Origin of the sequence: Thalassolituus oleivorans MIL-1 (assembly GCF_000355675.1) — a bacterium.
Lineage (GTDB): Bacteria > Pseudomonadota > Gammaproteobacteria > Pseudomonadales > Oceanobacteraceae > Thalassolituus > Thalassolituus oleivorans.
Map to the genome: position 1 here is coordinate 495,832 of NC_020888.1, position 23,866 is coordinate 519,697.

The 23,866-nt window shown below is 48.1% G+C and carries 35 protein-coding genes and 3 tRNA genes; 32 read left to right on the forward strand and 6 right to left on the reverse strand.

Annotated elements, in window-relative coordinates:
• Positions 1 to 72 precede the first annotated feature (72 nt).
• Positions 73 to 1,107, forward strand: a complete 1,035-nt coding sequence (locus TOL_RS02140) for a helix-turn-helix domain-containing protein (RefSeq protein WP_015485622.1) — start codon at positions 73 to 75, stop codon at positions 1,105 to 1,107.
• On the opposite strand, the gene TOL_RS02145 is transcribed toward TOL_RS02140, so the two are convergent.
• The 5 genes from TOL_RS02145 to TOL_RS02165 all read right to left on the reverse strand — a co-directional run bounded on the left by TOL_RS02145 (position 1,079) and on the right by TOL_RS02165 (position 4,863).
• Positions 1,079 to 2,362, reverse strand: a complete 1,284-nt coding sequence (locus TOL_RS02145) for an NAD(P)/FAD-dependent oxidoreductase (RefSeq protein ID WP_015485623.1) — start codon at positions 2,360 to 2,362, stop codon at positions 1,079 to 1,081. The two genes, TOL_RS02140 and TOL_RS02145, sit on opposite strands and share 29 nt — an antisense overlap.
• 118 nt (positions 2,363 to 2,480) lie before the next feature.
• Positions 2,481 to 3,347, reverse strand: coding sequence for an alpha/beta fold hydrolase (locus TOL_RS02150; RefSeq protein WP_041588370.1), 867 nt, complete (start codon positions 3,345 to 3,347; stop codon positions 2,481 to 2,483).
• Between the two features lie 15 nt (positions 3,348 to 3,362).
• Positions 3,363 to 3,596, reverse strand: a complete 234-nt coding sequence (locus TOL_RS02155; protein ID WP_015485625.1) for a hypothetical protein — start codon at positions 3,594 to 3,596, stop codon at positions 3,363 to 3,365.
• Positions 3,593 to 4,570 (reverse strand): hypothetical protein, encoded by a 978-nt coding sequence (locus tag TOL_RS02160; RefSeq protein ID WP_015485626.1) that lies wholly within the window; start codon positions 4,568 to 4,570, stop codon positions 3,593 to 3,595. The genes TOL_RS02155 and TOL_RS02160 overlap by 4 nt, the downstream gene beginning before the upstream one ends.
• A gap of 92 nt (positions 4,571 to 4,662) precedes the next feature.
• Entirely contained in the window at positions 4,663 to 4,863 is a 201-nt protein-coding gene (locus TOL_RS02165; protein ID WP_015485627.1) for a YgaP family membrane protein, read from the reverse strand.
• A gap of 229 nt (positions 4,864 to 5,092) precedes the next feature.
• On the opposite strand from TOL_RS02165, the gene alaS reads away from it, so the two are divergent.
• The 6 genes from alaS (at position 5,093) to TOL_RS02195 (ending at position 9,944) form a co-directional block, all read left to right on the forward strand.
• The gene (gene alaS / locus TOL_RS02170) at positions 5,093 to 7,720 is read left to right on the forward strand and encodes an alanine--tRNA ligase (RefSeq protein ID WP_015485628.1); all 2,628 of its coding nucleotides are present in this window, start codon (positions 5,093 to 5,095) and stop codon (positions 7,718 to 7,720) included.
• Between the two features lie 163 nt (positions 7,721 to 7,883).
• Complete coding sequence (locus TOL_RS02175) at positions 7,884 to 9,116, forward strand: aspartate kinase (protein ID WP_015485629.1); 1,233 nt, start codon at positions 7,884 to 7,886, stop codon at positions 9,114 to 9,116.
• Between the two features lie 190 nt (positions 9,117 to 9,306).
• Entirely contained in the window at positions 9,307 to 9,501 is a 195-nt protein-coding gene (gene csrA, locus TOL_RS02180; RefSeq protein WP_015485630.1) for a carbon storage regulator CsrA, read from the forward strand.
• Between the two features lie 74 nt (positions 9,502 to 9,575).
• Positions 9,576 to 9,666: transfer RNA gene (locus tag TOL_RS02185), tRNA-Ser, on the forward strand.
• A gap of 79 nt (positions 9,667 to 9,745) precedes the next feature.
• Positions 9,746 to 9,822, forward strand: a tRNA-Arg gene (locus TOL_RS02190).
• Positions 9,823 to 9,867: 45 nt separating this feature from the next.
• Positions 9,868 to 9,944 (forward strand) — tRNA-Arg (locus tag TOL_RS02195).
• Between the two features lie 516 nt (positions 9,945 to 10,460).
• On the opposite strand, the gene TOL_RS02200 is transcribed toward TOL_RS02195, so the two are convergent.
• Positions 10,461 to 11,027, reverse strand: coding sequence for a hypothetical protein (locus TOL_RS02200; protein ID WP_015485631.1), 567 nt, complete (start codon positions 11,025 to 11,027; stop codon positions 10,461 to 10,463).
• 106 nt (positions 11,028 to 11,133) lie between these two features.
• On the opposite strand from TOL_RS02200, the gene TOL_RS02205 reads away from it, so the two are divergent.
• The 25 genes from TOL_RS02205 to TOL_RS02330 all read left to right on the forward strand — a co-directional run bounded on the left by TOL_RS02205 (position 11,134) and on the right by TOL_RS02330 (position 23,866).
• The gene (locus TOL_RS02205) at positions 11,134 to 11,406 is read left to right on the forward strand and encodes a hypothetical protein (protein ID WP_015485632.1); all 273 of its coding nucleotides are present in this window, start codon (positions 11,134 to 11,136) and stop codon (positions 11,404 to 11,406) included.
• A 90-nt stretch (positions 11,407 to 11,496) separates the two neighbouring features.
• On the forward strand, positions 11,497 to 11,982 hold the full coding sequence (locus tag TOL_RS02210; protein WP_015485633.1) for a hypothetical protein: 486 nt from the start codon (positions 11,497 to 11,499) through the stop codon (positions 11,980 to 11,982).
• Positions 11,979 to 14,177, forward strand: a complete 2,199-nt coding sequence (locus TOL_RS02215) for a Mu transposase C-terminal domain-containing protein (protein WP_015485634.1) — start codon at positions 11,979 to 11,981, stop codon at positions 14,175 to 14,177. Before TOL_RS02210 ends, TOL_RS02215 begins: the two co-directional genes overlap by 4 nt.
• Positions 14,178 to 14,225: 48 nt before the next feature.
• Complete coding sequence (locus TOL_RS02220) at positions 14,226 to 14,945, forward strand: AAA family ATPase (protein WP_015485635.1); 720 nt, start codon at positions 14,226 to 14,228, stop codon at positions 14,943 to 14,945.
• Complete coding sequence (locus tag TOL_RS02225) at positions 14,942 to 15,601, forward strand: hypothetical protein (protein WP_015485636.1); 660 nt, start codon at positions 14,942 to 14,944, stop codon at positions 15,599 to 15,601. Before TOL_RS02220 ends, TOL_RS02225 begins: the two co-directional genes overlap by 4 nt.
• 10 nt (positions 15,602 to 15,611) lie before the next feature.
• Positions 15,612 to 15,959 carry a hypothetical protein gene (locus tag TOL_RS02230; protein WP_041588621.1) on the forward strand — a complete coding sequence of 116 codons (348 nt, stop codon included), beginning with the start codon at positions 15,612 to 15,614 and terminating at the stop codon, positions 15,957 to 15,959.
• Positions 15,952 to 16,239: a hypothetical protein gene (locus TOL_RS02235; RefSeq protein WP_015485638.1), complete on the forward strand. Its 288-nt coding sequence runs from the start codon at positions 15,952 to 15,954 to the stop codon at positions 16,237 to 16,239. The genes TOL_RS02230 and TOL_RS02235 overlap by 8 nt, the downstream gene beginning before the upstream one ends.
• Complete coding sequence (locus TOL_RS02240) at positions 16,236 to 16,892, forward strand: hypothetical protein (protein WP_015485639.1); 657 nt, start codon at positions 16,236 to 16,238, stop codon at positions 16,890 to 16,892. The genes TOL_RS02235 and TOL_RS02240 overlap by 4 nt, the downstream gene beginning before the upstream one ends.
• Before the next feature lie 206 nt (positions 16,893 to 17,098).
• Positions 17,099 to 17,329, forward strand: coding sequence for a hypothetical protein (locus TOL_RS02245; RefSeq protein ID WP_015485641.1), 231 nt, complete (start codon positions 17,099 to 17,101; stop codon positions 17,327 to 17,329).
• Positions 17,329 to 17,961: a DUF3164 family protein gene (locus tag TOL_RS02250; RefSeq protein WP_015485642.1), complete on the forward strand. Its 633-nt coding sequence runs from the start codon at positions 17,329 to 17,331 to the stop codon at positions 17,959 to 17,961. The genes TOL_RS02245 and TOL_RS02250 overlap by 1 nt, the downstream gene beginning before the upstream one ends.
• Positions 17,951 to 18,166, forward strand: a complete 216-nt coding sequence (locus tag TOL_RS02255; protein WP_015485643.1) for a hypothetical protein — start codon at positions 17,951 to 17,953, stop codon at positions 18,164 to 18,166. Before TOL_RS02250 ends, TOL_RS02255 begins: the two co-directional genes overlap by 11 nt.
• Positions 18,167 to 18,168: 2 nt before the next feature.
• On the forward strand, positions 18,169 to 18,450 hold the full coding sequence (locus TOL_RS02260) for a hypothetical protein (protein ID WP_015485644.1): 282 nt from the start codon (positions 18,169 to 18,171) through the stop codon (positions 18,448 to 18,450).
• Positions 18,451 to 18,453: 3 nt separating this feature from the next.
• Positions 18,454 to 18,906, forward strand: a complete 453-nt coding sequence (locus TOL_RS02265) for a hypothetical protein (protein ID WP_015485645.1) — start codon at positions 18,454 to 18,456, stop codon at positions 18,904 to 18,906.
• 782 nt (positions 18,907 to 19,688) lie between these two features.
• Entirely contained in the window at positions 19,689 to 20,042 is a 354-nt protein-coding gene (locus TOL_RS02275; protein ID WP_015485648.1) for a hypothetical protein, read from the forward strand.
• Between the two features lie 80 nt (positions 20,043 to 20,122).
• Positions 20,123 to 20,569: a gp16 family protein gene (locus tag TOL_RS02280; protein ID WP_015485649.1), complete on the forward strand. Its 447-nt coding sequence runs from the start codon at positions 20,123 to 20,125 to the stop codon at positions 20,567 to 20,569.
• Between the two features lie 14 nt (positions 20,570 to 20,583).
• The gene (locus TOL_RS02285) at positions 20,584 to 20,979 is read left to right on the forward strand and encodes a Mor transcription activator family protein (RefSeq protein ID WP_015485650.1); all 396 of its coding nucleotides are present in this window, start codon (positions 20,584 to 20,586) and stop codon (positions 20,977 to 20,979) included.
• 159 nt (positions 20,980 to 21,138) lie between these two features.
• Complete coding sequence (locus TOL_RS18890) at positions 21,139 to 21,336, forward strand: hypothetical protein (protein ID WP_144055318.1); 198 nt, start codon at positions 21,139 to 21,141, stop codon at positions 21,334 to 21,336.
• A 47-nt stretch (positions 21,337 to 21,383) separates the two neighbouring features.
• Positions 21,384 to 21,590: a hypothetical protein gene (locus TOL_RS02295; protein ID WP_015485652.1), complete on the forward strand. Its 207-nt coding sequence runs from the start codon at positions 21,384 to 21,386 to the stop codon at positions 21,588 to 21,590.
• A gap of 174 nt (positions 21,591 to 21,764) precedes the next feature.
• A complete protein-coding gene (locus TOL_RS02300) occupies positions 21,765 to 22,277 on the forward strand; it encodes a D-Ala-D-Ala carboxypeptidase family metallohydrolase (protein WP_015485653.1) in 513 nt (170 codons plus the stop codon).
• Entirely contained in the window at positions 22,274 to 22,504 is a 231-nt protein-coding gene (locus TOL_RS02305) for a hypothetical protein (protein ID WP_015485654.1), read from the forward strand. The genes TOL_RS02300 and TOL_RS02305 overlap by 4 nt, the downstream gene beginning before the upstream one ends.
• A complete protein-coding gene (locus TOL_RS02310) occupies positions 22,501 to 22,767 on the forward strand; it encodes a hypothetical protein (protein ID WP_015485655.1) in 267 nt (88 codons plus the stop codon). Before TOL_RS02305 ends, TOL_RS02310 begins: the two co-directional genes overlap by 4 nt.
• Positions 22,712 to 22,972: a hypothetical protein gene (locus TOL_RS02315; protein WP_015485656.1), complete on the forward strand. Its 261-nt coding sequence runs from the start codon at positions 22,712 to 22,714 to the stop codon at positions 22,970 to 22,972. The genes TOL_RS02310 and TOL_RS02315 overlap by 56 nt, the downstream gene beginning before the upstream one ends.
• Positions 22,972 to 23,199 (forward strand): TraR/DksA C4-type zinc finger protein, encoded by a 228-nt coding sequence (locus TOL_RS02320; protein WP_015485657.1) that lies wholly within the window; start codon positions 22,972 to 22,974, stop codon positions 23,197 to 23,199. Before TOL_RS02315 ends, TOL_RS02320 begins: the two co-directional genes overlap by 1 nt.
• Positions 23,199 to 23,573, forward strand: coding sequence for a hypothetical protein (locus TOL_RS02325; protein WP_015485658.1), 375 nt, complete (start codon positions 23,199 to 23,201; stop codon positions 23,571 to 23,573). The genes TOL_RS02320 and TOL_RS02325 overlap by 1 nt, the downstream gene beginning before the upstream one ends.
• Complete coding sequence (locus TOL_RS02330) at positions 23,570 to 23,866, forward strand: VpaChn25_0724 family phage protein (protein WP_015485659.1); 297 nt, start codon at positions 23,570 to 23,572, stop codon at positions 23,864 to 23,866. Before TOL_RS02325 ends, TOL_RS02330 begins: the two co-directional genes overlap by 4 nt.

Below are 23,866 nucleotides of genomic sequence, written 5' to 3' on the forward strand. Positions count from 1 at the left end.
GAAATCTACCGAAAGTGAACAGATGTTCATTTTTGTAAGAGGACGATAATTAGAATCTTGTTGGGGAAGGATATGGGCCCGACTGCTCAGGTTGATATTGTACTGGTGCAGCACCTGCTCAATTTTTGGAGCAGTCGTGGAGTCGAGATGGATCCGGTTTGGCCACTATTGGGTATCGATATTGGCGATCCATTACCTCGCTGGGTAAATTCCGAGCGTGTAGCCGATGCACATCGCTATGCATTTCAATTTTTAAATGATGACCTGATTGGTATCGATCTTGGGCAATATGTTGCTCGCCGTGATTTACCGATGGCTCGTCTATTGCGTTATGCCGACACCTTGCGTACTGGCTTGACGGATTTCGTCCCTTATTTCTATTTGATGACTGGCAGTGTGTGTTTAGAGCTGCAGGTTACTGATGTTCGCTCAGTGATTAGCATCGAACGCAAAACTTCCCACACAATGAGCCAGTTGCAGCAAAGTGCCGCACTTGCGTGCATCGCAGAGGCTTGTCGCATAGCGTTGGGAAAGCGCTACGAAGAGGACGATCTTCTACTCTGTATCCCTAAAGAATTTATGTGCTACCAGCGTGCTATTGAACAGCGCATGAAGATCAATGTGACCGGCGCTTCTGGTTTTGGCCTCGAAATTAGCGGTAGTGCTTGGCAGCGCTTGAATTTAGAGCAGCAGCCCATTCTTTATGCCAGTGTGCTGCGAGATTTACGCCGCCAAGATGAAAAATTTAAAGATCACTTAGCTATCTACAATGAGTTGCGGGATATTTTACAAATGTGCCTGTTGAAGCGTCATGTATCTCAAGATGACGTTGCTGATCAGTTAGGCATTAGTGTGCGTAATTTACAACGACGCCTCAAAGCGCTGGGTACGACCTATCAAAATTTACTTGATGAGGGTCGTCAGGCCTTAGCGATGAAGGTCATTCGTGAAGGTGATATGCCTTTGTATGAGGTGGCTTATTTGGTGGGGTACACCGAGCCGAGTGCGTTTTATAAAGCTTTTAAGCGTTGGACAGGGTCAACGCCTGGCGACTATCGTCAGGCGTATCAGGAAAGACTCAGTGCAGTTTCAAACGGGGCCGAATAACCTTATTGATGTGGCCAACTAGGCTTAGTAATAAGGTGTGCCAGTATCCGTGTAATGCAATTTGATGCATGCGATATAACGATACATACACAAAGCGCGCCAAGCGCCCCTCGATCATCATAGATCCGCTACTTAGATTCCCCATCAAGCTACCAATCGTGCTGTAGCCGCTAAGCGACACGAGTGAACCTTTGTCTTTGTATACAAACTCAGGCATCGGCTGCCCTTTGTAGCGTGCTTTTAGCGCTTTAAACATGTGAGTTGCTTGCTGGTGTGCTGCTTGCGCACGTGGAGGCACAGGTTTGCCATCAGCTTGTAATACGCAGGCACAGTCACCCATAGCGAAAATATTCGGATCTTCACTCTGCAAGCTACTATCGACCATTATCTGATGAGCGCGATTGGTTTCGAGGCCAAGAGTGGCCATGAAACTTGGAGCGCGAACGCCTGCTGCCCAAACTTTTAATTTTGCGCTAATTAGTCCGTCATTCTTAGTCACAAAGCCGTCCGCTGTCGCTTCGGTAATCAGTGTGCCGGTTCGCACCGATACACCGAGAGCTTCTAGTTCACGAGTTGCTGCTTTTGATATGCGTGTCGGCAGGGCGGGAAGAATACGTTCACCCGCCTCTATAAGCGTTACGCTGAGCTGCTTTGGTGATACGTTTTTCATACCATAGCGAGTTAGAACTTCTGCGGTGTTATACAGCTCTGCAGACAGCTCTACACCCGTTGCGCCTGCGCCAACGATGGCGATCTCTAGGTTCTTTGGATTTTCACTCGAATTTGCTCGTAAAAATTCATTCAACAAGGTGCGGTGAAACCGTTCGGCTTGACGACGACTATCCAAAAATATGCAGTGTTCTTTTGCACCTGGAGTACCAAAGTCGTTGGTAATACTGCCAATTGCCAGCACGAGTGTGTGGTAAGGGATGTTCCGTTCGGGTAATACGACGTCGCCGTCTTCGTCATAGATTGGCGATAAGATGACGTGTTGTTGCTCACGATCCAAACCACACATACGACCCAATTGAAAATCGAATCCATGGACTTTGCCATGACCGCGATAATCTAATTCGTCGATACCGGAATCGAGTGCGCCGGTGGCGACTTCGTGCAGTAGTGGCTTCCAAAGGTGCGTAGAGTTGGCATCGACTAATACAATCTCGGCTTTGCCGCTGCGACCAAGCGCACGACCCAACTGAGTAGCCAATTCCAGCCCTCCTGCACCACCGCCAACAATAACGATGCGTTGCATATCAGAGAACTCCGAAGATTAAGAAATTATCGGCATTATACGGGGAAAGAGCATAGACCGTGACCGAAAATGGTGCGCTATTTTCGGTCACGTTGTGAAGGGACGGTAAATTGTAGGATTAATTTACGGCCTTGTGTGTCGTGAAAAATTCAATAAGGCGTGAATTTACTTCTTCTGGTTTGTCGTGTGCTAACCAGTGTGTGGCATCTGGATAGGTAAATAGACGGGCGCGGCTAGTGTAATCCAAGCTTTTAGAGGCCATTGGTAAGGTCAATGCTAAGTCCTGTTCGCCCCATAAGATTTGAGTTGGACAATGAACTTGGCCGTCGCCTTTCGGGTGCGGCATGGTACGAATGACAGAGCGATAATAATTCACCATACCGGTCATTGCGCCCGGAATTCGCCAGTGCTCCAGTAGGGTTTTGATATCTTCTGGCTGATAACTGCCCTTGTTCGAGGTTAGGGTTAGCACCTTACGGAACGTCATGTAGTTGAACAGGCTGATCATTTTTTCTGGTAACCAAGGAATTTGGAAAAAAAACATGTACCAGCTTTTTAATACTTGTAGCGGATTGGCTTTGAGCGAATTCAAGAATACTTCTGGGTGTGGCACATTTAATACGCTTAGGCTGCTTAGATTGTCGCCCATGTGTATTGCATACCACCAAGCAATGATGGCTCCCCAGTCGTGACCAACCAGATGTATTTTTTCAGCACCACTGAATTTACGAATGGCGTCAACATCTTCAATTAAACGATCAACATGATATGCGCTGACGGCTTTCGGCTTGGATGAGTGTCCATAACCTCGTTGATTCGGAACGTAGACTCGGTAGCCTGCCTCAGCAAGTACCGGTATTTGGTGTTTCCAAGTGGCCCAGCATTCGGGAAAACCGTGCAGAAGAATGACAACTTCACCATTTTCAGGCCCGGCAACGCGGGTTTCTAGGCTGATGCCGTTGTGCTCAATATTGATAACTTCCATCACAGGGTATTTCCTCTAATTGGAGACGGGTGTTTGTCCAGGTAATTCGTACAGGCCTAATAAATGGCTAATCGCCAGTATGGTGATTAAGCCGCAGAGGCCGAGAGCAAAATTACGCACGGCTTTAGGCAATTTTAAGTAACCTTGATGCCAGTGCAAAAACTTGGGATGTCCAAATGGACCGATAGCCAAGTGCAACATTACCCAAGCCATGGCCAGCGCCATGGCAAAGTAGAGTAGACCTATCACGGTTTGCCCTTTGGTCTCTGGATAGCATCCAATTGACGCTGACAGGCGCGCAAGTTAAGCGCTTCTTCTGCACTGCGGGGTGTCAAACCGATACAGGTCGTAAGGAGTTCAATTGAATGATCGTGAAAGTCGGAATTATTTAATCGCGCCAGCGCTTTGGTGTATTCATTGTAGATGACCGGCATGGAGCGCTCTAATTCTAGGGCTTGCTCGAACGCATCAATGGCACGGCTTTCTGTTGCACCGTAAGTCATACGACCCAAAAAGGAGCCTACTCTTTCTACAATGCCTGCTTGTATCGCTCCTGTGGTGCCTAAGTAAATAGCGCGATTCGGATACCGCTCATGCAGGTCTTTCAGAATTTCTAATGATGAGGTGATGTAGCCACTCGACCGCGCAGCGGAGGTATCGAGCAATTCTAGTGTGCGTGCATGAGAATAAACCAAACCGAATTGGCCAAAGGCATAGTCAGGGCTTAGCGGCAACAGGGCTTCTGATTGTGAAGCGCTTGCGGCAAATAGTTCTAGTTTTTTATCCTTGTCTTCAACCACCAGGGCAGCATACATAGAGAGTGCGTATATTGCAGGCACTTTGCCGAATGGACCGAGTTGCATGCCGAGTTCGTAAGCTTCTTCGAAGTGGCCCTCGTAATGTAGGCGCCAGACTTCTTGAATGGCCAAACTCAGTGGTTCGAAACTACCTTCAAGGATGGCATGCAAAGCCGGATGAGCGTTTGGAGCTTGAGCATCTTGGAGGGTGCGTAATGCTAAGTCCGGATAAACCTTCATTTGATCGAGAAGGTGTTCGACGCTTGGAAAGTCGACGCGCGAAATTAGCGTTAACTCTTGCCAGTGGGCTTCTAATAGATCGCCACTGTAATCGAATTGCGGGAGATCACTAGGGTATGCCTGCCATGTCCCAGCGGACGCAGTAGAAGCAATAGAAATGAGTAATGACAAAAACCAACGGCGCATAATGTATCCTTGTTTGAGGCGCGATTATAACGGCGTTGGTCTAGTTTGAACTGTCAGATCCAGCCAAAGTTGGCTGTCGGTTTAGAGCAGAATTAAAATGCGTTGCCTGCTTTTATACCAAGAGCTTTCAGAATTTTTGCTAGAGGGCAGAACCCAGTAAACGCCGCTTGCAGCATGTTAGCGCCGACGAACGCGGTAAACCACAGCCAATATGACGAGTGTGCTTGCGCTAGGGCCAAGCTGAGTAAAATAAATGTACCGGCAATGGCAAAAACAAGACGATCAATATTCATAAGTACCTTCCATCTGACTGTTAATAAGTTAAATTCATATATTCCAATATGGTTATATTGTGGTGGCGAATGGGTTTTAGGTCAAGCTCAGCTGTGAAAAAATAGCGGAGTTAGGCCAGAGGCATCATGCTTTCAATAGATATCGCATCAGGGACTCGGACTTGGCAGCGCAAACCGCTATACTTCGTCCCCTTATATTATTAACTCGCTTCCGGATACCCGTAGCCGTATGAAAAGCTCAGACATTCGCAAGGCATTTCTAGATTACTTCGCCGCTCAAGGTCATGAAGTGGTCGCTTCCAGCCCACTGATCCCTGGTAATGACCCAACCTTGTTGTTTACCAACGCCGGTATGGTTCAGTTTAAAGATTGTTTTCTCGGTCAGGACCAACGCAGCTATACCCGCGCTGTGTCATCGCAGCGCTGTGTTCGTGCTGGCGGTAAGCATAACGATCTGGAAAACGTCGGTTATACCGCACGTCATCACACCTTCTTTGAGATGCTAGGTAACTTCAGCTTTGGCGACTACTTCAAAGAAGACGCGATCAAATTTGCGTGGGAGTTTCTGACGTCACCACAGTGGCTGAATCTGCCAAAAGAAAAATTACTGGTGACGGTTTACGCTGAAGATGACGAGGCTTTTGATATCTGGAATCAAAAGATGGGTATTCCTGCCGAAAAAATTATCCGCATCGGCGACAATAAAGGTTCACGCTACGCCTCGGATAACTTCTGGCAGATGGGTGATACTGGTCCTTGTGGTCCATGCACCGAGATTTTCTACGACCACGGCGAACACATTTGGGGCGGCCCTCCAGGTTCACCAGAAGAAGACGGTGATCGTTTTATCGAGATCTGGAACAACGTATTCATGCAGTTTAACCGTCAGCCCGACGGTGAAATGCAGCCGTTACCTAAGCCTTCTGTTGATACGGGCATGGGCTTGGAGCGTATTTCTGCAATTATGCAGGGCGTGCACAGCAACTACGAAATCGATTTATTTCAAGCCTTGTTAAAAGCCGCTGGTGAGCTGACTGGTTGCACCGACATGGAAAACAAATCACTGCGCGTGATTGCTGACCATATTCGTTCTACCAGCTTCTTGATCGTGGATGGCGTATTACCGTCCAATGAAGGCCGCGGTTATGTATTGCGTCGTATTATTCGTCGTGCGGTTCGTCATGGTCACATGCTGGGTGCGAAAGTCGGTTTCTTCCACCAGTTGGTGGGCGCTCTGGTTGAGCAAATGGGCGAAGCCTATCCGGAATTGCGTACGCTACAGGCGCACGTCGAAAAAGTTTTACGCTTAGAAGAAGAGCAATTCGCTAAGACCTTAGATAAAGGTATGGCGATCCTCAACGATGCTATCGCGGATTTGAAAGGCGATACTATTCCCGGTGAGACCGCGTTTAAGTTGTACGACACCTATGGTTTTCCGCTGGATTTAACCGCTGACGTAGCACGTGAGCGCGACCTTAAAGTTGATGAGGACGGCTTTAATGTGGCGATGGATAAACAGCGTGAAATGGCGCGTGCAGGTAGTAACTTCGGTGGTAACTACGGCAAGGGTTTAGAAATCGACGGTCAAACGCAATTTTTGGGGTACGCCTCGCTGGAAAATACCGGCACGGTCAAAGCCTTATTTAAAGACGGCGTTGCGGTTGATTCATTGAGCGCAGGCGATGAAGCGGTATTGGTCTTGGATGAAACCGCATTCTATGCGGAAAGCGGTGGTCAGGCCGGTGACTCAGGTTTCCTCAAGGCTGATGGCGTTGTCTTTCAAGTAAAAGACACCAGCAAAGAAGGTAAAAATCACCTACATAAAGGTGTGTTGGTGGAAGGCTCTATTGCAGTCGGCAATCAGCTGACAGCCGTTGTGGACGCCGAAAAACGTCAATCCACCGCGATTCATCATTCCGCGACTCACTTATTACATGCGGCTTTGCGTCAAGTGTTGGGTGAGCATGTGAGCCAGAAAGGCTCATTGGTAACCTACGATAAACTGCGCTTCGACTTCTCGCATTTAGAAGCCGTTTCTGCTGATGAAATTGCCCTAATCGAAAACATCGTCAATACGCAAATTCGTGCTAATACACCGGTTACGACGCGCTTGATGAATATCGATGCGGCGCGAGAGTCAGGGGCGATGGCCTTGTTCGGTGAAAAATACGATGACGAAGTTCGTGTGTTGTCGATGGGGATCAATGATTTCTCGGTCGAGTTGTGTGGTGGTACTCATGCGACTCGTACTGGTGACATCGGTTTGCTAAAAATCAGTTCAGAAAGTGGTATTGCTGCAGGCATTCGTCGTATTGAAGCGGTAGTAGGGCAGTCGGCGTTGGATTTCATTGCCCAAGAGGAACGTACTCTTACAACTATTGCGCGTGCACTGAAAGGCTCGACGGAAAATGTTGCTGATAAGGTTGAGCAGTTACAGGTTCGTAGTCGTCAGTTAGAAAAAGAACTGGAAGCGTTGAAGTCAAAATTGGCGAGCAGTGCGGGTTCTGATTTAGCCGGCAGTGCGAAAGACATTAACGGCGTAAAAGTTTTGGCTGCACGCCTCGACGGTGCCGATGTGAATGCTTTGCGGGAAACCATGGATCAGCTTAAAAATAAGCTGGGTTCGGCATTGATCATGCTAGCTGCAGAAACCGACGGTAAAGTAACTTTACTGGCAGGTGTAACTAAAGATCTGATAGGTAAAGCGAAAGCCGGCGATGCCGTGAAAGAATGCGCGCCTTACGTTGATGGTCGTGGTGGCGGTAAGCCAGAAATGGCTCAAGCGGGCGGTCAGAAGCCAGAAGGTATCGACGAAGCATTAGCAGCGTTCGAAATTTGGGCGGCAACAGCACTGTAATATTGCTGTTTCGACACGCCAAACAGGAAAAAGCGGGCCATCGGTCCGCTTTTTCGCTTTTAACGCCAAGGGAACAGTGTTTGCTGCATGTACTTGCTTCCCTGAACCCCGCAATTGTTGTTTAATTAGCGACCTTTTTTCAGTCAATTCCAGTAATAGCACCATGGCGTTATACGTACAGAAATATGGCGGTACTTCCGTAGGCACTGTTGAGCGCATTGAACATGTCGCCGACAAGGTTAAATCCTTCCACGACGCCGGTCATCAGATCGTTGTTGCGGTTTCAGCCATGAGTGGCGAAACCAACCGCTTGATCGGTTTGGCTAAGGGGATTTCAGATACACCATCTCCACGCGAAATGGACGTGTTGGTTTCAACTGGCGAGCAAGTCACCATTGCATTATTGGCAATGGCATTGCAAAAACGCGGCATTAATGCGCGTTCGTTTACTGGTTGGCAGGTCGGTATTAAAACCGATAATGCCTTCATGAAAGCGCGTATTGAAGAAATTGATACTATTCCAATGCGTGAGCATTTAGACAGTGGTGGTGTTGTCGTTGTCGCTGGTTTCCAAGGCATTGATCCTGACAACAATATTACAACACTCGGTCGTGGTGGTTCGGATACCACAGGTGTTGCATTGGCTGCCGCGTTAGGTGCTGATGAATGTCAGATTTATACCGACGTTGATGGTGTTTACACCACTGACCCACGCGTTGTACCTAACGCCCGTCGTATGGACCGCGTTACGTTTGAAGAAATGCTTGAGATGGCAAGTCTCGGCTCTAAAATTTTGCAAATTCGCTCAGTTGAATTTGCTGGCAAATATAAAGTTCCGCTGCGTGTTCTTTCGTCTTTCTCAGAAGGTAATGGCACGCTGATTACAATGGAGGAGAATGCTTCCGTGGAAAATCCTGTTATTGCTGGTATCGCGTTCAATCGTGATGAAGCTAAAGTGACTGTACAAGGCGTACCTGATGTTCCAGGTGTTGCATCACGTATTTTAGTACCGATTAGCGAAGCGAATATCGAAGTCGACATGATCGTGCAAAACGTCTCTGCAGACGGCACGACCGACTTTACTTTTACCGTGCATCGTAACGACTACAAAAAAGCGATGACGCTTTTGAATGCTCTGGCAACTGAGTTGAACGCGCGTGGCGTTCATGGAACTGATGACATCTGTAAAGTGTCTATGGTTGGTGTGGGCATGCGCTCACATGCGGGTGTTGCTAGTAAAATGTTCAAAACGTTAGCTGATGAAAATATCAATATTCTCGCTATCACAACGTCTGAAATTAAAATTTCCGTAGTCATTGCGGAAAAGTATTTGGAACTGGCTGTTCGGGCTTTGCATACTGCTTTTGGCTTAGATGCCGAAGCCGTTGAAGACTGATAGTCTCTTTCCACAAGAGGATTAGGAGGCACTCAATGATTGGGGGCCTCTTAATAACTAAAAATTCTCAATAAGTTTCCGCTGACGCTTTATCTTTGACTGAACTAGTCAATACTGGAAGAAGCGGAGCAGAGAATCGGCTTTTGCCAACAGCACCCTAGAATGAAACAGGAATGTTAGGAGACAACCTATGCTTATTTTGACCCGTCGCGTGGGCGAAACACTGATGGTCGGTGATGAAGTGACCGTTACTGTGTTAGGAGTAAAAGGAAATCAGGTCCGCATTGGTGTTAACGCACCAAAAGAAGTTGCGGTTCACCGTGAAGAGATTTACCAACGTATTCAGCGTGAAAAAGACGGTGATGAGGACGTTGGCAACTATTAATTTGCTAACGTATTAATTTCCTTAAATTTTTCCTTTGAATTTTTCACGGACGTGCTATTATGCGCGCCGTGAATGGAGAGATGGCCGAGTGGCTGAAGGCGCACCCCTGCTAAGGGTGTATAGGTTTATACCCTATCGAGGGTTCGAATCCCTCTCTCTCCGCCACTTTTTCTGCCTTGTGCAGTAGCGTATAAAGTTGATTGACAGTTTGGTCAATCAACCTATAATACGCGCCCCACGATGTGCGCTCGTAGCTCAGCTGGATAGAGTACCTGGCTACGAACCAGGCGGTCGGAGGTTCGAATCCTCCCGAGCGCGCCATTCTTTACCGAATGAATCTAATCGTGAAATTGCCTTACCTAATGCGCGCTCGTAGCTCAGCTGGATAGAGTACCTGGCTACGAACCAGGCGGTCGGAGGTTCGAATCCTCCCGAGCGCGCCACTTAGGCCCTTCAAGAAGTTATAAAACTCCCAAACTAATATTATGTTCCTCGAAGCTGATTTGCTCGGGCGGACGAGAACCTCCGTTAGGTTCGACTCGTAGCTGTGCGCTTTTTGCACAAGCGAAGTGTAACCAGACAGATACCCTGAGATAGTGAAGGAAATATGGGAACAACCGGAATTACACGGTTTTTGCTGGGAATCGTCAGTGTTTATAGGCGTTGTAGAGAATTTAAAGCCTAGCAACAATATGCAGCGTCTCATTTTAAGCGCCGCCCCCTATTTGGGATGAATAGCCGTTTCGCCACATAGAATGGGACACCATCAAAACGCTAAAAGCCGCATAAACACTCGTTTATGCGGCTTTTTAGGTTCTGATTTGGTGCTATCTAACTTTGAACGTTTTTATTGTTTTTAAAAATAAATTCAAAGTTATATAACCTATTGATATTTATGATTTTTTTAGTTTTGGCTATCAAAAAGCAAGGGAGTTAACTTTGAACTCAATTTCACCGTATCAAACTTTATAATCAGGCCCAATCTCTCGGATTAATAACGCTTCTTTTTCGTCCAGGTCAGAGAGCCTAGTTTCATATCTTTGAACTTGTTTTTTTACAAACGTTTGCTCTTCAGGAGTTTCTGCTGCTTGAGCAGACTCGTTATTAATCAGTCTGCATATCATCGTTTTCTCTTCTTGAGTGAGTATCAAACTGGCTCTTAAATCGGATTTACCCGGTAAAGACACCGCCTGGTTATACACACGAATTGCGTGAGAAAGATCAGATCGAAGAAGCGTTCTCTTTACTGAGTTGGCGCTATCGACCGTATGCACTTCATCAAAAATAGAAAAGAACAAACTTTCACTAATAACGCTATCTACTTCTTCTGCTGTTTTGTACTCACCACCAAATAAAACCCAGTTTGCATCATCCCCAGATGCCTTAACGATAGCCGCAAGTTTATCTGACGATGGACTAGAGCCTGACAAATATGTCCGCAGAGTTCGCTCACCAATCCCTGATTTTCTGGAGAGAGCACCAATGCCCATCCTATCAACAATCACTTTCAGTTGTTCATGAATCATAAAAAAACCTCGCGGAAGTATATTTCCACTTGACAGTAATATATTACAGTCATATATTTCCATTAGTCGGAAATATATTACAGAACTTATTAACGGATATTAAACCATGAATTACGAATCAATACATACAGCCCTCAAAAGCAACGATCTCAACTGGTGCGTTGCTGCTACAGCAATCGGCTGCTCACCAGCATTGGTTATGAATGTATGTGCTCGTCGTACTACCAGCAGGAAGGTTGCCAACGGACTATCAGCGCTCACTGGCCTTAGCGTTAGTGAACTATTCCCCGACCAACCTCAATACACAGAGCACGGCCCTTCTGAAGCTCGCGCCTCAAAAGTTGAAAAAGCGCGTTTGCTTTTGAGCAAGTCCGCTTAATCAACTGCAACCAGATTACCGAGCAGCTACGCCACACGGTAGATGCAGAGCCAGCTTTTGTTTGGATTAGAACCAAAAGAGAGACACCCAATGAGTAAGCGAAATTGGAAACGTACTTCCCCGACGTCATTGCGCAACGCCATGGAGTTGTGTGTTGAGTTCGCTCGCGAACGCAAAAACAAAAGCGTTGAGCAAATTGCAGATGATATGGGACTTGCAAGCCACTGGACGCTTTATAAATGGATAGAGTCTGCGAAATTACCAGCAAACATGATCCGCCCCTTTGAGCTTGCAACTTGCGCAACTTATGTCACCCAGTATCTAGCAACTAGCCACCATAAGTTGTTGGTTGATATACCCGCCACCAAACGCGCTAACGACAATGATTTGCTCACACTTAATAGCGCATTTAACGACGCTTTAAAGGTACTTGAGGGTTTTTACAAAGGCGCATCTACCGGCGAAGAAACGCTTAACGAATTGCGCAACGTTATGACTGGCATCGCTGGACACCATGCTCGTGTTGAATCCTACGCAACCCCAGAGCTGGGTTTATTTGAGAGTAATGACGAATGAATGAGTGGCTAACAGCTCAGCAGTTAATCTGCACCAATGGGCTACCAGACAGCATCAAAGGAATTTTGAATAAAGCGGCGTCTGAAAACTGGTTGAGCCGCCCACGATCCGGGCGTGGTGGTGGCAACGAATACCACATCAGCAGCTTGCCTAAAGAGACGCAGCGTGCGCTTCGTATTAGTCACGGCAAGCGCGCCGCTGCCATTGTACGCAATAGCGAAACATCGCAAGCGATGGCTGCTACGTCTGCGCAGCAATCTGACAGCCGCCAAGAGTCGCTGGTGCTATATCACCAGCTCAAGCCATACCAGCGCGTCAAAGTCGATGCAATCAATTGCCTAATGAGTATCGCTAACGAGTTTTACCGCGAATCTGGTTTAACCAAAGGCAAGGCATTTACTGAATTCTCAACACTATTCAATAGCGGCGACATCGACACATCCGCCGAGATCCGCGACGTCGTAACAAAATGCAGCCGCGCATCACTCTATCGCTGGGAAAAAATCATCCGCGAAAAAGGCATCGCTTACCTGTGCGAAGACATCGGCGCACACCGTCGCGGAAGCGGGTTAATCGACAGCCAGCCAGAGCTACGCGACTACGTTATCGGCATGCTCGTAGAGCACCCACACGCCAAAAGCTCAACCCTACATAAAGCCATTCGTGCTGAGTTTTCCAATACCGACGTATCAGTCCCTAGCGAGCGCCGCCTGTGCGATTGGGTTAGCAAATGGAAAGACGAAAACAAACAAGTATTCATGGCCGTGACCAATCCGGACGCGTGGAAAAACAAATACATGGATGCCCAAGGATCAGCATCCGAACACGTCATCGCGCTGAATCAGCTTTGGGAATTCGACTCAACACCCGCCGATCTCATGCTAACCGATGGGCGTTATAGCATCCTTGGTGTTATCGACGTATACAGCCGCCGCGTCCGCTTTGTTGTTATGCCAACGTCCGACAGCAAAGGCGTTGCGAAAGTCATCCGCCGCGCCATCTTAGATTGGGGTGTACCCGAAGGAGTGAAGACCGATAACGGTGCCGACTACAAATCCAAATGGATCAAACACGTATTCACCGCGCTTGGCATACATCAAGAGTTTTGCCCACCGTTTCAGGGCTGGAAAAAACCGCACATCGAACGAGTATTCAGAACGTTCTCGCACGACGTCGCCGAGTTCTTACCTGGCTTTATCGGCCACAACGTCGCCGAGCGCTCCGCCATTGAGGCGCGCAAAACATTTAGCGATCGCTTATTTAAAAAAGATCAGTTAATCGAAGTCAAAATGTCATCAGTAGAGCTGCAAACATTCTGCGACGGCTGGCTAGAGCACGAATACCACACACGCCGTCACGACAGCATCAAAACAACGCCAAACCAAATGGCCGCCAACTACATCGGTAGCATTCGCACAATTAGTAACGAGCGCGCACTTGATGTATTGCTCAGCGAGCCAGCAGGCACCCGTACAGTCACAAAAACTGGCATCAAGCTCAACGGGGGCACTTACATTCATGCGCAGCTTGCAGCTCACACTGGCGACCAGGTCAATGCGTTTTATGACGATTCAGATATAGGCCGCATTTACGTCTACGACATCGACGGCAACTACCTCTGCACCGCAGAAGATCCAAGCATCACCGGCGTCAGCCGCACAGAAGTCGCCGTCGCTGCAAAAGACATCCAGCGCGAACAAGTGCAGGAAGAAAAACGCCGCCTAAAAGCAGCCGCAAAACGTGTCACTAAACGCGACGTTGCACAGCAAATTTTAGATCACCGTGCCGCCGAAGAGCGAGCAAACAAAGTGCGTCATTTTCCGCGTCCTGAAACCGCACACACCAGTGCTGGTTTAACCGCCGCAACGCACGCTTTAAAAGACGTCACATCAGCCCTACCAGCCGGATTCGACAAGGCCAAAGCGCTGGCCGAATTGGGCGACCTAACACCAACAAACACCGCAGCACCCAAGCGGCAAGCAACGGTTGTTAAACCGGACTTTAGCAACCGTTTAAACGTGCCAGAAAACTTAGTTAGCCGCTATGAATTCTGGCTCTTAATTCAGCAAAAAATAACGGAGGGAACAGCAACCGAAGACGAACAAAAATGGTCACGCACGTACAGCGGCAGCAACGCTTATGACAGCGGGAAAATGGTATTCGAAATGCGCCACACCAGCGCAAATCAGCGATAAAAAAACGCCTGCGGACACAGGCGTAAATCAAACAAGAGAGAGCAGTATATGACAATTAATAGCATTGCGGGAATAACAAACGTCGCACTCTGCAATACCACCTTGCAGCGTGCCATCAACCGCGCCAACAGCTTGCCTGGCATCGTCGTATTCCATGGCCGCTCAGGCCTTGGTAAATCATTCGCAGCATCTTACGTTGCGAATCGTCACAGCGCCTATTTTGTGCAGTGTAAATCCACCTGGACGCGCAAAGCATTTTTGCAAGCCATTGCCAAAGATATGGGGCTGCTCATCAAAGGCAGCCTATCCGAATTAATGGATGCAATCTGCGAAGAGTTAATGCTATCCGGTCGTCCGTTAATCATCGACGAAGCCGACCATCTTGCAGACAAAGATCGCATCTTTATGGTCATGGATTTATACGAAGGATCACAAGCACCGATCATGCTAATCGGCGAAGAACGCCTGCCGCAAAAACTCAGCACCTACGAAAAGATCCACAACCGCATTTTAGAGTGGGCACCGGCGCAGCCATGCGAGATCACCGACGTAGAACAACTCGCCAGTATTTACGCCCCCGGCATTAATATCGATCAGCAGCTGCTAGAGAATTTGCACAGCGCAACCAAAGGCATTACGCGCCGTATTTGCGTCAACCTCGACACCATCGCTGCATTCGCCAAAAACGAAGGCACCGACACCGTCACCGTTGCCAATTACGACCGTCCATTTTTCACAGGCCAAGCGCCCAAGGGGCGTGCAGCATGATCAAATCAGGAAAAGGCTTGGGCAAAAAACCTGCCCACATCGCCGCTGCTGCCAGCTCGCAGGATGTTATTTGGCAGGCCATACGCGAGCTAAAAACATTCACCACAACCGACCTCATTTGTCATATCGCGGGCACTAAATACACCGGCATCAACGACCACACGGTAAAAAGTTACGTCCAGCGTCTGATGCGCGGTCATTATCTAACCGTTATCGACAGTACACGAGTTCGCGGACACTGCGTTGTGAACACGTATCAACTCAGAAAAGATCCAGGAATCCACGCACCTAGACTCGACAAATACGGCAACGAAAGCGTCATGGGTGTTGGCCGCGCCTGCATGTGGCGAGTCATGAAAATTGTCGATGAATTCGACGCTAACGAACTCGCAGCACTCGCATCTACAGATACAACATCAGTTAAATTATCCGAGGCAAAAAACTACATAGGACATCTGCATCGCGCAGGTTACCTGCACTGCACGCGCCTCGCAAAAAACAGCGGTGGCTTGGCTCGCTATAAATTAATACCTAGCAAAAACACCGGCCCACGTCCGCCGCAAGTTCAGCGAGTCCACAGCATTTATGACCCAAATTTAGCGCAGGTGGTCTGGCCAAAATCTCACACAGAGGTACTCATCGATGCTCTCAAATAATGAAATAAAAATGATAGACACCAACGAACCACGTTGGCTAACAGAGCTGCGTGCGCAGTGCGAAAAAACCAGTCAGCGACAGGTTGCAGAAAAGCTCAGCGTATCAACCGCCATGATCAGCCTAGCACTTAAAGGCACGTATCCCGGCAACGTCGAAAAGCTGCAACGCGCTGTGCGCGGAGCCTACCTAGGCGAAACGGTTAACTGCCCTGTATTAGGCGAACTCGAAACCAATAAATGCCTCGCATACCAGCGCGAAAAACTATCCGCCGTTAATCCATTACGCGTGCAGCTCTACCGCTCGTGCAACGGCAACTGCCCAAATTCAGAGAAAAATCGGGAGAAATCGCATGACTAAAAAACAGCTAACAATCAACGAACAAAACTACCAGCAAGCATGTGCGTTTTCTTGTGCGCAAGACGTCGCCCAGCGATTGATTGATGCAGGCATAGCGATACGCGAAATTAAAATTGTTGGCGGTCGCGCATACATGAAAACCGGCGATGCAACCGCACATGCCGACGTCCGTTATATCTCTAAATTCAGTCACGCCGGAATCACCAGAGTCCGCGCATTGCTATGCGGCTGCCTGCTGGAGTGGACAACAAAAGTTAAAAAACAGGAGCAAGCAGCATGAGCCTTAATAAATTATTCCCCGCGCTCTTATTAATTGGCGGCATGTTACTCATGCAGATCCACGCCATCCAGTTTTGGACAGAGCACACCGGCCAATATGGCGCGCTATGGAGCGTGCTTATTGAAGGCGCTGCACTTTGGCTATGGTCGCAACGAAATGCGCTTAAAAATGCACTGGCGGTTGTTGCAACCCTACTAGCGCTGACCGGCCCGCTATATCAAGTCGCTGCGCCCGTGGTCGAACAACTACGCAGCACCCAAACCAACACTCAGCAACAGCAGTTAATAGCCGCAGAAATAGCAAGCCTCGAATCATCGTTAGCGCAATACAACAGCAACAGCGGCACCCGCGTTGGTTGGGCTGCACGCATCGACGCAACCCAAGCCACGCTCAACGCCAAACGAACAGAATTAAGCCAATTAATAACAGCCCCCAGCGCAACGCCTTGGCAAACCATTGCAATCGTCTTAATGCAAGCACTCGCATTGCTGTTAATCCAAATCGTCATCGTGCTAGCCATCCGCGCTGTTAGTGAAAAGCCAGCCAGCGAGTGGGCCGAAAACGCAATGCAAGCACCTGCATTAAAGAACAATTTAAAAGCCGTTAAAGCAAAGCCAAAAGCCCCTGTCATGCGCCAAGCGGCAGCGGCTTAAACGCACACTCAAGTGCAACCAAGGCAACCAAACAACCAAGAGGCCCACCACATGATCTGGATAGCAAAGTGCCCAACCTGCGGGCCAGTACGAATCGAACAAACTGTGCAGCCACGCAACTGCAAAACACAATTAAAAATCGGCTCGCGCTCAATGCGACAGTGCGGCCAGCAATTAACCGAAGTATTTAGTACCCGAGGTGCGAAATGACAATTCAAACACATCCAGAAGTCAGCCTGACGTTTCGCAAAACCGACGACGGTGGCATCAAAATTAACTGCGATGGGCGCAAGTCAAAAGACCAAGAGCTAAGTCGCCGTGCGCAAGTACTGGCTCAGTTGCTCAAGCACATGATGCCAATACTCATGACATCGGTAGAGCAAACCATTGCTGAGTACGACGCCGAAAAACAAACAGCAGCACAGGAAATACACTAATGAATACTGAAATACCAAACGGCTACATGAAAAACTCGCGTGGCGATTTAGTGCTGATCGAAAATATAAAACCGATTGATCTACTAAAAGATCAAGCGGCGATCGCGCTTACTAAACAAGCAATCGACATACACACAGCGCTGGTTAAATTCAAGCGTATGGCATTGGACGATATTCAAGAGCTGATTAAAACCGCAGCAGAAAAATACGATTTAAAGCTGGGTGGCGATAAAGGCAATATCACAATAACCAGTTTCGATGGCCGCTATAAAATACAGCGTACATTCGCCGACCAAATTTCATTTGGACTAGAACTAGAAGCCGCAAAAGAATTATTTCTGCGTTACTTAGATGAGGTTACTGCCGGTACAGACGGCGAAATTCGCGCTCTGATCGATGGCGCATTCCGCACGACGAATAATGGCTCGCTGCGAACGGCTGATCTATTGCGGCTGCTTAAATACGACATTAAACATCCCGACTGGGTACGAGCTTGTGAAGCTCTCAAAGACTCAATCAGCGTCGACGGCAAAACAGTGTACATCACAGTACAAGAGCGCATTAACGACAGTGACCACTATCGCTCAATTCCGTTGAGCATCGCTGCCGTGGGAGGTGGTTATGACCGCTAACAAACAACCAAACTGCCAAGTCTGCGAAGACACCGGCATCGACGACCGCACGCCGAATTACCGTGCATGTGATCAATGCCGCAAGGGCCGCTTACTGTATTTAAATCACCTTCGCTTAAAAGCGGAGGAGCTACAGCAAGCCGTGTACAGCACCGAGCGCGAAATTACCGCGCTAGAAAAATCAATTCCTTTGGTGGAGGCATAAATATGGCTATTCAACTAACCCCGAAAAATAGCAACGTTCAGCGTCTAATCGTTGCAGATAAAACGTTTTCGTTGCTCGTCGAAGGCCCGCTTAAAAAGATCATTCAAGCGCCGGTAGATGACATTCAACTAGACGACAAAACAGCAATAAGCTGCGCAATCGCACTAGAGAAATGGATCCCACCTACAGGCTGGTTTGCTAGTGGTAAAGAGTACAGCGGACTATGCACATTCCTAGATCTGTTTCGTCGTTCAGGCGGCTTGCACATAAAGATAGAGGGCTAACGCATGGCAATTACAAAAGATCAATGGGCGAAAATCCAAGAGCGGCTAAAAAGCTCATTCGCAACAATGCAGTTTATTGTTGGCGAACACACAATTTCTGTTGAGCGCCGTTCGATCTCAGAAAGTAAAACTGCACTAGCGGTGTTTGTCGATGGCCAGATCGAATGGAAAAATGCATTCGACTCTGATGGGGATCGCCCAGACATCATCACAAAAGTTTGGCGGCGTCGCTCAAAGGCAATATTTCCACCGGCCAAAAAAGCGAAGTTAATAAAGAACTTTGGCAAGCGGAAAGCCAAAGAATATTTCCCAAAGATGGATGAGGTAATGGAAAGCTATGATCCTTTTTTCAACACCGCAGCATCGTTAGTTCGCCAGTTTAAAAAAATCGAAGGCATTGAACTGTCGGAAAAAATGCAAGCGAAGTTAGCAGCGTTGGAAGAGGTAGCGCTATGAACTACTTCACCATACAAGGCACCGCCTGCATCACTGCGCTACTCGTCGTCACCTTCTGTGTGTGGGTAGGGATATGAGCGGCATGGTTTGCATGATCGATGACTGCAACAACATCGCGACCAACACCGTCACGCGAATAGAGCAGCCACCACAGCGACAGTTTGATTGTTGCTGCGATTGCGCTATCACGTACACAGACACAGAGCTTGGGCGGTTGGTATTTAAGGTTGGCGAGATAGATAAAAATCAGCGAGGCGATAATTAATGGCCATCATAAATACAGAATGTAAGTGCGGTAAAAAAATAACAGTCCGCACAAATGCGGATTCAAAAGGAACATTCAGAAAGGATCGTAAACAGGTCATCTACACCGACCAACCATTAACTGACGATGGCCGCGAGTACGATATTTTTAGATGTGAATCATGCAGTGAACCGATAGCACAAAGCTGTGCTGATGCTGCATACGAATAACCCTAGTTTTAATGGGCTGGAGCGTAGCGACAGTCCACGATTCAAATGTTTGTTATTCGGAGAGGTGATGAAAATGTTCTTCGCATTGTTAATGCTGGTTTTCGGCGTATGGATAGGCTGGGAGTGGGCACATTCGACAATAGCTACAGAGTGCGAGCGTCAAGGGTCGTTCTATGTTGGCAAAAAAACGTTTAAGTGTTCGGAAATCACCGAACACGAATAACCGCGCATTAATTTGCGTAGCGAAGCGGAGTCAAAATTGAATGCTTTGTTAGCTGTCGATCTTTAGCTTAATAGTGAGGAAAATTATGAATAAAGTAACCGTAGATGCAGAAGCACTGAGAAAAATACTTTCGGCGCTGAATGGGCCTGATCATTTGATTCGCGAGATACAAGTTACTAGCGACTTTAACGGCCAAAACTGCCCAATCACAACTTTAACCAAGCAATGGAATGATGCAAATTTAGCAGCCGCTGTGCATGAGCAGGAGACACGAAGGGGATGCAGTGATGATGCAGCTCGCTACCGCTGGCTGAGAGATCGAGATATTAATCAGATAGAGCTGCGCGGATTGTTTGTGGGACAGACGCCGGAAAACATTGTAATCAATGGTATTGATTTAGATAAAGCTGTCGATGTTGCCATGAGCACAGACAACTAACGCCTCGCACACTAGCCGAGGCACGAGGTCTCGTGTTGTGAGTGTGTTATTGATCGATCATTTAAAACAGGTTTAAAAACATGGCTAATTTAAAAGCACAAATCCACATCGCCAAAAGCCAATTAAACATGGACGACGACACCTATCGCGCCCTGCTGAAAAGCGCGACGGGCAAAACCAGTTGCAAAGACATGGGCATCATCGATCTCAACAAAGCGCTGCAAGCATTTAAAGATCGCGGCTTTAAATCGACAAAACCACGCCCAGGCAAAAAAGCGTTGTCGCCCAAATCCAAAGGCACCCGCGTCGATAAAATGCGAGCGATCTGGATCACGATGCAACAGCGCGGATTGATCCGCGACAGCAGCGAAGCCGCATTGCTGCATTGGGTGCAGGGCCAGCTCGACAAGCGAGCCGCTCCGCCGATCGACTCGCTGCAATGGTTAGACGGCCACGCCGAATGCAATCAGCTGCTAGAGCAGCTTAAACAATGGTCACAACGCAAGCCCAAGCAACAAACGAAATAACAGCAGGTAAACACATGGCACATCAATACGACACACAGCTACTGCCCGAATCGATACGCGAATTAATCGACGTTGTCGGATTACAGGCTGCACTCGCAATCGTTGAAGAGCGCGGCGGTGTCCGTTTATTTGTGCCTAAGATCTACAAGCCAGACCATTGGCTATGCAAACTCATCGGCACCGATCCTGCCGCCAAATTGATTGCGTACTACGGCGGCGAAGAAATAGAGATCTCAAGATGTGCCGCCGCGCTCAATGCAGTTAAAGAACATCAAATTGCAAACAGCGATGCCAGCAACTCAGAACTAGCAAGACAGTATGGCTACACCGAACGCGGGATCAGAAAGCTGCGACGCCGCGTAGAAGAACGTGACGGCATCAATACAAGTCAGATAGGATTGTTTGATTAACTTTAGTGGTTATATTTTTAGAGTGGAATCCGTAGGCTGATACGGGCTGGGGTATGACAGCAGGCAAAGGGCCAAAAACATATCTGACACCGACGCGCTATTCTGGGATCAGCTCCAGAACACTCTAAAAATATAATTGCTCACCTTTGAGGATACGCGATGGCCGATATTACAAAACTGCCACCGGGAATAGAGATTCGCAAATGCCCAAGCTGCGGCTACCTGATGCATCAGGCCGAAATTGACGCCGCACGGCTGGATTTTCGCTGTCCACGTTGCCAAAAGCATTCACTACGAGAATTTGTACCGGATAGCCCGCCAGAGCCACCAAAGCCAAGAAAACGAAAAGCGGCATAATATGTATAACTTCCACGAACCGATCAATTAAATTAATAGGTAACCACATGAATAATTGGAAATTCAAAGATAGAGCCGAAGTTGCACAAGCAATAAAAGATGAGGGATTGGAATACTTTGTTACTGGGTATTCTCAATCTACGCAAATGCCAGATGAAGAACTAGAAAAGATATTCGAGAAAGCTGCGCAAGTATATGAAGATTTCAAAGAAGTTCTTGAAGAGCTTGCAGAGTCTGTGGGTATAAAAACTTAACCCTCAATCCCCCAATAGCGCCCAACACCAGCACTGTGTTATTGTTTATTTAGCAAAACACACCCCGCCGGAACACGTTCCCCCGCCTAAATTACAACCCGCAAACGTACTCTTTAGATTCTGAAAACGATCACTTAGCAGATCAATCAAATCGACAGAGGGGCGGGCCATGTAATGCGTATCAAACTCAGCGATAACTTTTATCTAGACGAATTCACGCGCTCGCAAACTGCGGCGCGTTTCGGTATAGATAACAGCATAAAAATTGGCAGTATGGAATACCTAAACGTCGTGCGTCTATGTCGCGACGTATTGCAGCCAATCCGCAATGCGCTGGGGCCGGTTTACATCAGCTCAGGCTATCGCTGTGCTCAGCTCAACAAAAAAATGGACGGCGCTGCTAATTCACAGCATACCAAGGGCGAAGCCGCAGACATCACAGTCACCGATCACACGCCGTTGCAGGTCGCAAACTGGTGCGCAGCAAACCTAACCAATTACGATCAAATCATTCACGAGTTTGGCGAATGGGTGCATGCATCCGTGCCTCGCAATCTCAACACTCCGCGCCTGCAAACATTAACCGCAATCAAAGTCCCTCGCGCTATCGGTAAGCCAAAAACGGTTTATATAGACGGCATTTTATCGGTTGATATGGCCGCAGCCTGGAACAGGTTAAACAAATGATTAAGCTCTGCGACGCACGCGGCAAGCAATCGACCACGCTATTTTTCGTCAGTGTTTCGTGGGTTGCGTTGCTCATTAAATTTCTGATTGCAGGTATGACACTTGGGCCGCTCGGCACCATGCACGAAATGAGCGCAATGGATTTTGGCAGCGCAGTTACCGCCGTGCTCGCCATTTGGCTAGGCCGAGAATGGACAGAAAAGCGCAAACCAGAGGCGACCCAATGAATAGCGTATTAACAAAACTAACAGCGGCATTTGCCGTTGCGCTTGGTTTCTTAGCGCTGCTTTTTCGCGGGCGTGCGCAACAACAAAAAGCCAAGGCCGATAAAGCCGAACAGCAAGCCGCCGCTGCCAATGTCGTTGTCGATCACAACACGGCATTGCAGCAAGCCCAAGCCGACCAAGCCAAGCAACACAAACAGGAGCAACGCGATGAAGCGCAGCAAATTGCTGATGGCGATCGTAGCCACCTTGATAGCAACTGGTAGCACCGGCTGCACATCGCAGCGCGTGCAATACCAGATCTTACCGTTGCTACTGCCAGAGCGTCCGCTGCTACCGGCTATCAGCGCAGACGAACTGCAATGCCTAAGCGCCGAAACATATAGCAAATTAGCCGAGCGCAACCGCTTGCGGCGTCAGTATGCAGAACAACTAGAAACCATTATTACCAGCACACATGGACAGCATTAATGGACGATTTAGACCGCGCAAAAGACCTGGAAATTTTTCAGCGCGATAACGCGTTAAACGCGCAAAAACTGAAAGCCAAAGAGCCACCGCAAGACATCGACGAGGACGGCACAGTCTGGTGTATCGACTGCGGCGATGAAGTTAGCAGGCAACGACTAGCAGCCAAACCCAACGCGGCGCGCTGCATCGACTGCCAACAGTTATCAGAGCTACGGGATAAATGCTGATGCTAGAAGCTATGGACTACAAAGCGCTCACATTTTGGTATCAGGTTGCACAAGGGCTGATCACATTAGCCATGTTTATTTACGTCGTACTCACGAATAAACAAAAAGCCAACGCATCGGCGATAGAAACATTACGTAAAGAAATGGCCGAAGAATTAGAAGACCTTGGCAAAGAAATCGAAGATGTCGCAACACGTTCAACGCGCATTGAAACCAATCTAGAGCACATGCCCGGTCATAGCGATATGGGTGACATACACAACCGAGTTAACGAAACAGCACAGCGATTAACATCAGTTGAAGGTGAATTAAAACAAATGAATAACACCTTGCTTTTGATCAATCGTCATTTGATCAGCGGAGATAAGAAATGAGCTACAACGATATCGTCACCGAAGATCAGCGCCTAGTCATATTGCGCTCGTTAAAAGAAGCGCCCGGCGGAAAGTCCAACGACTCTATGCTGCATAAAATGCTAGGCATCTGGGGGCATCACATCAGCCGCGACAAAGTGAAATCGCACCTTTACTGGCTGGCAGAAATGGAGCTGCTCGAAGTCGAAACCATCTTAAGCACCGACGTTGTAAAAATAACAAGTCGCGGTTTTGATGTTGCCGAAGGTTCAGCCAGCGTGCCAGGCGTAGCAACTCCACGCCCAGGAGCTTGA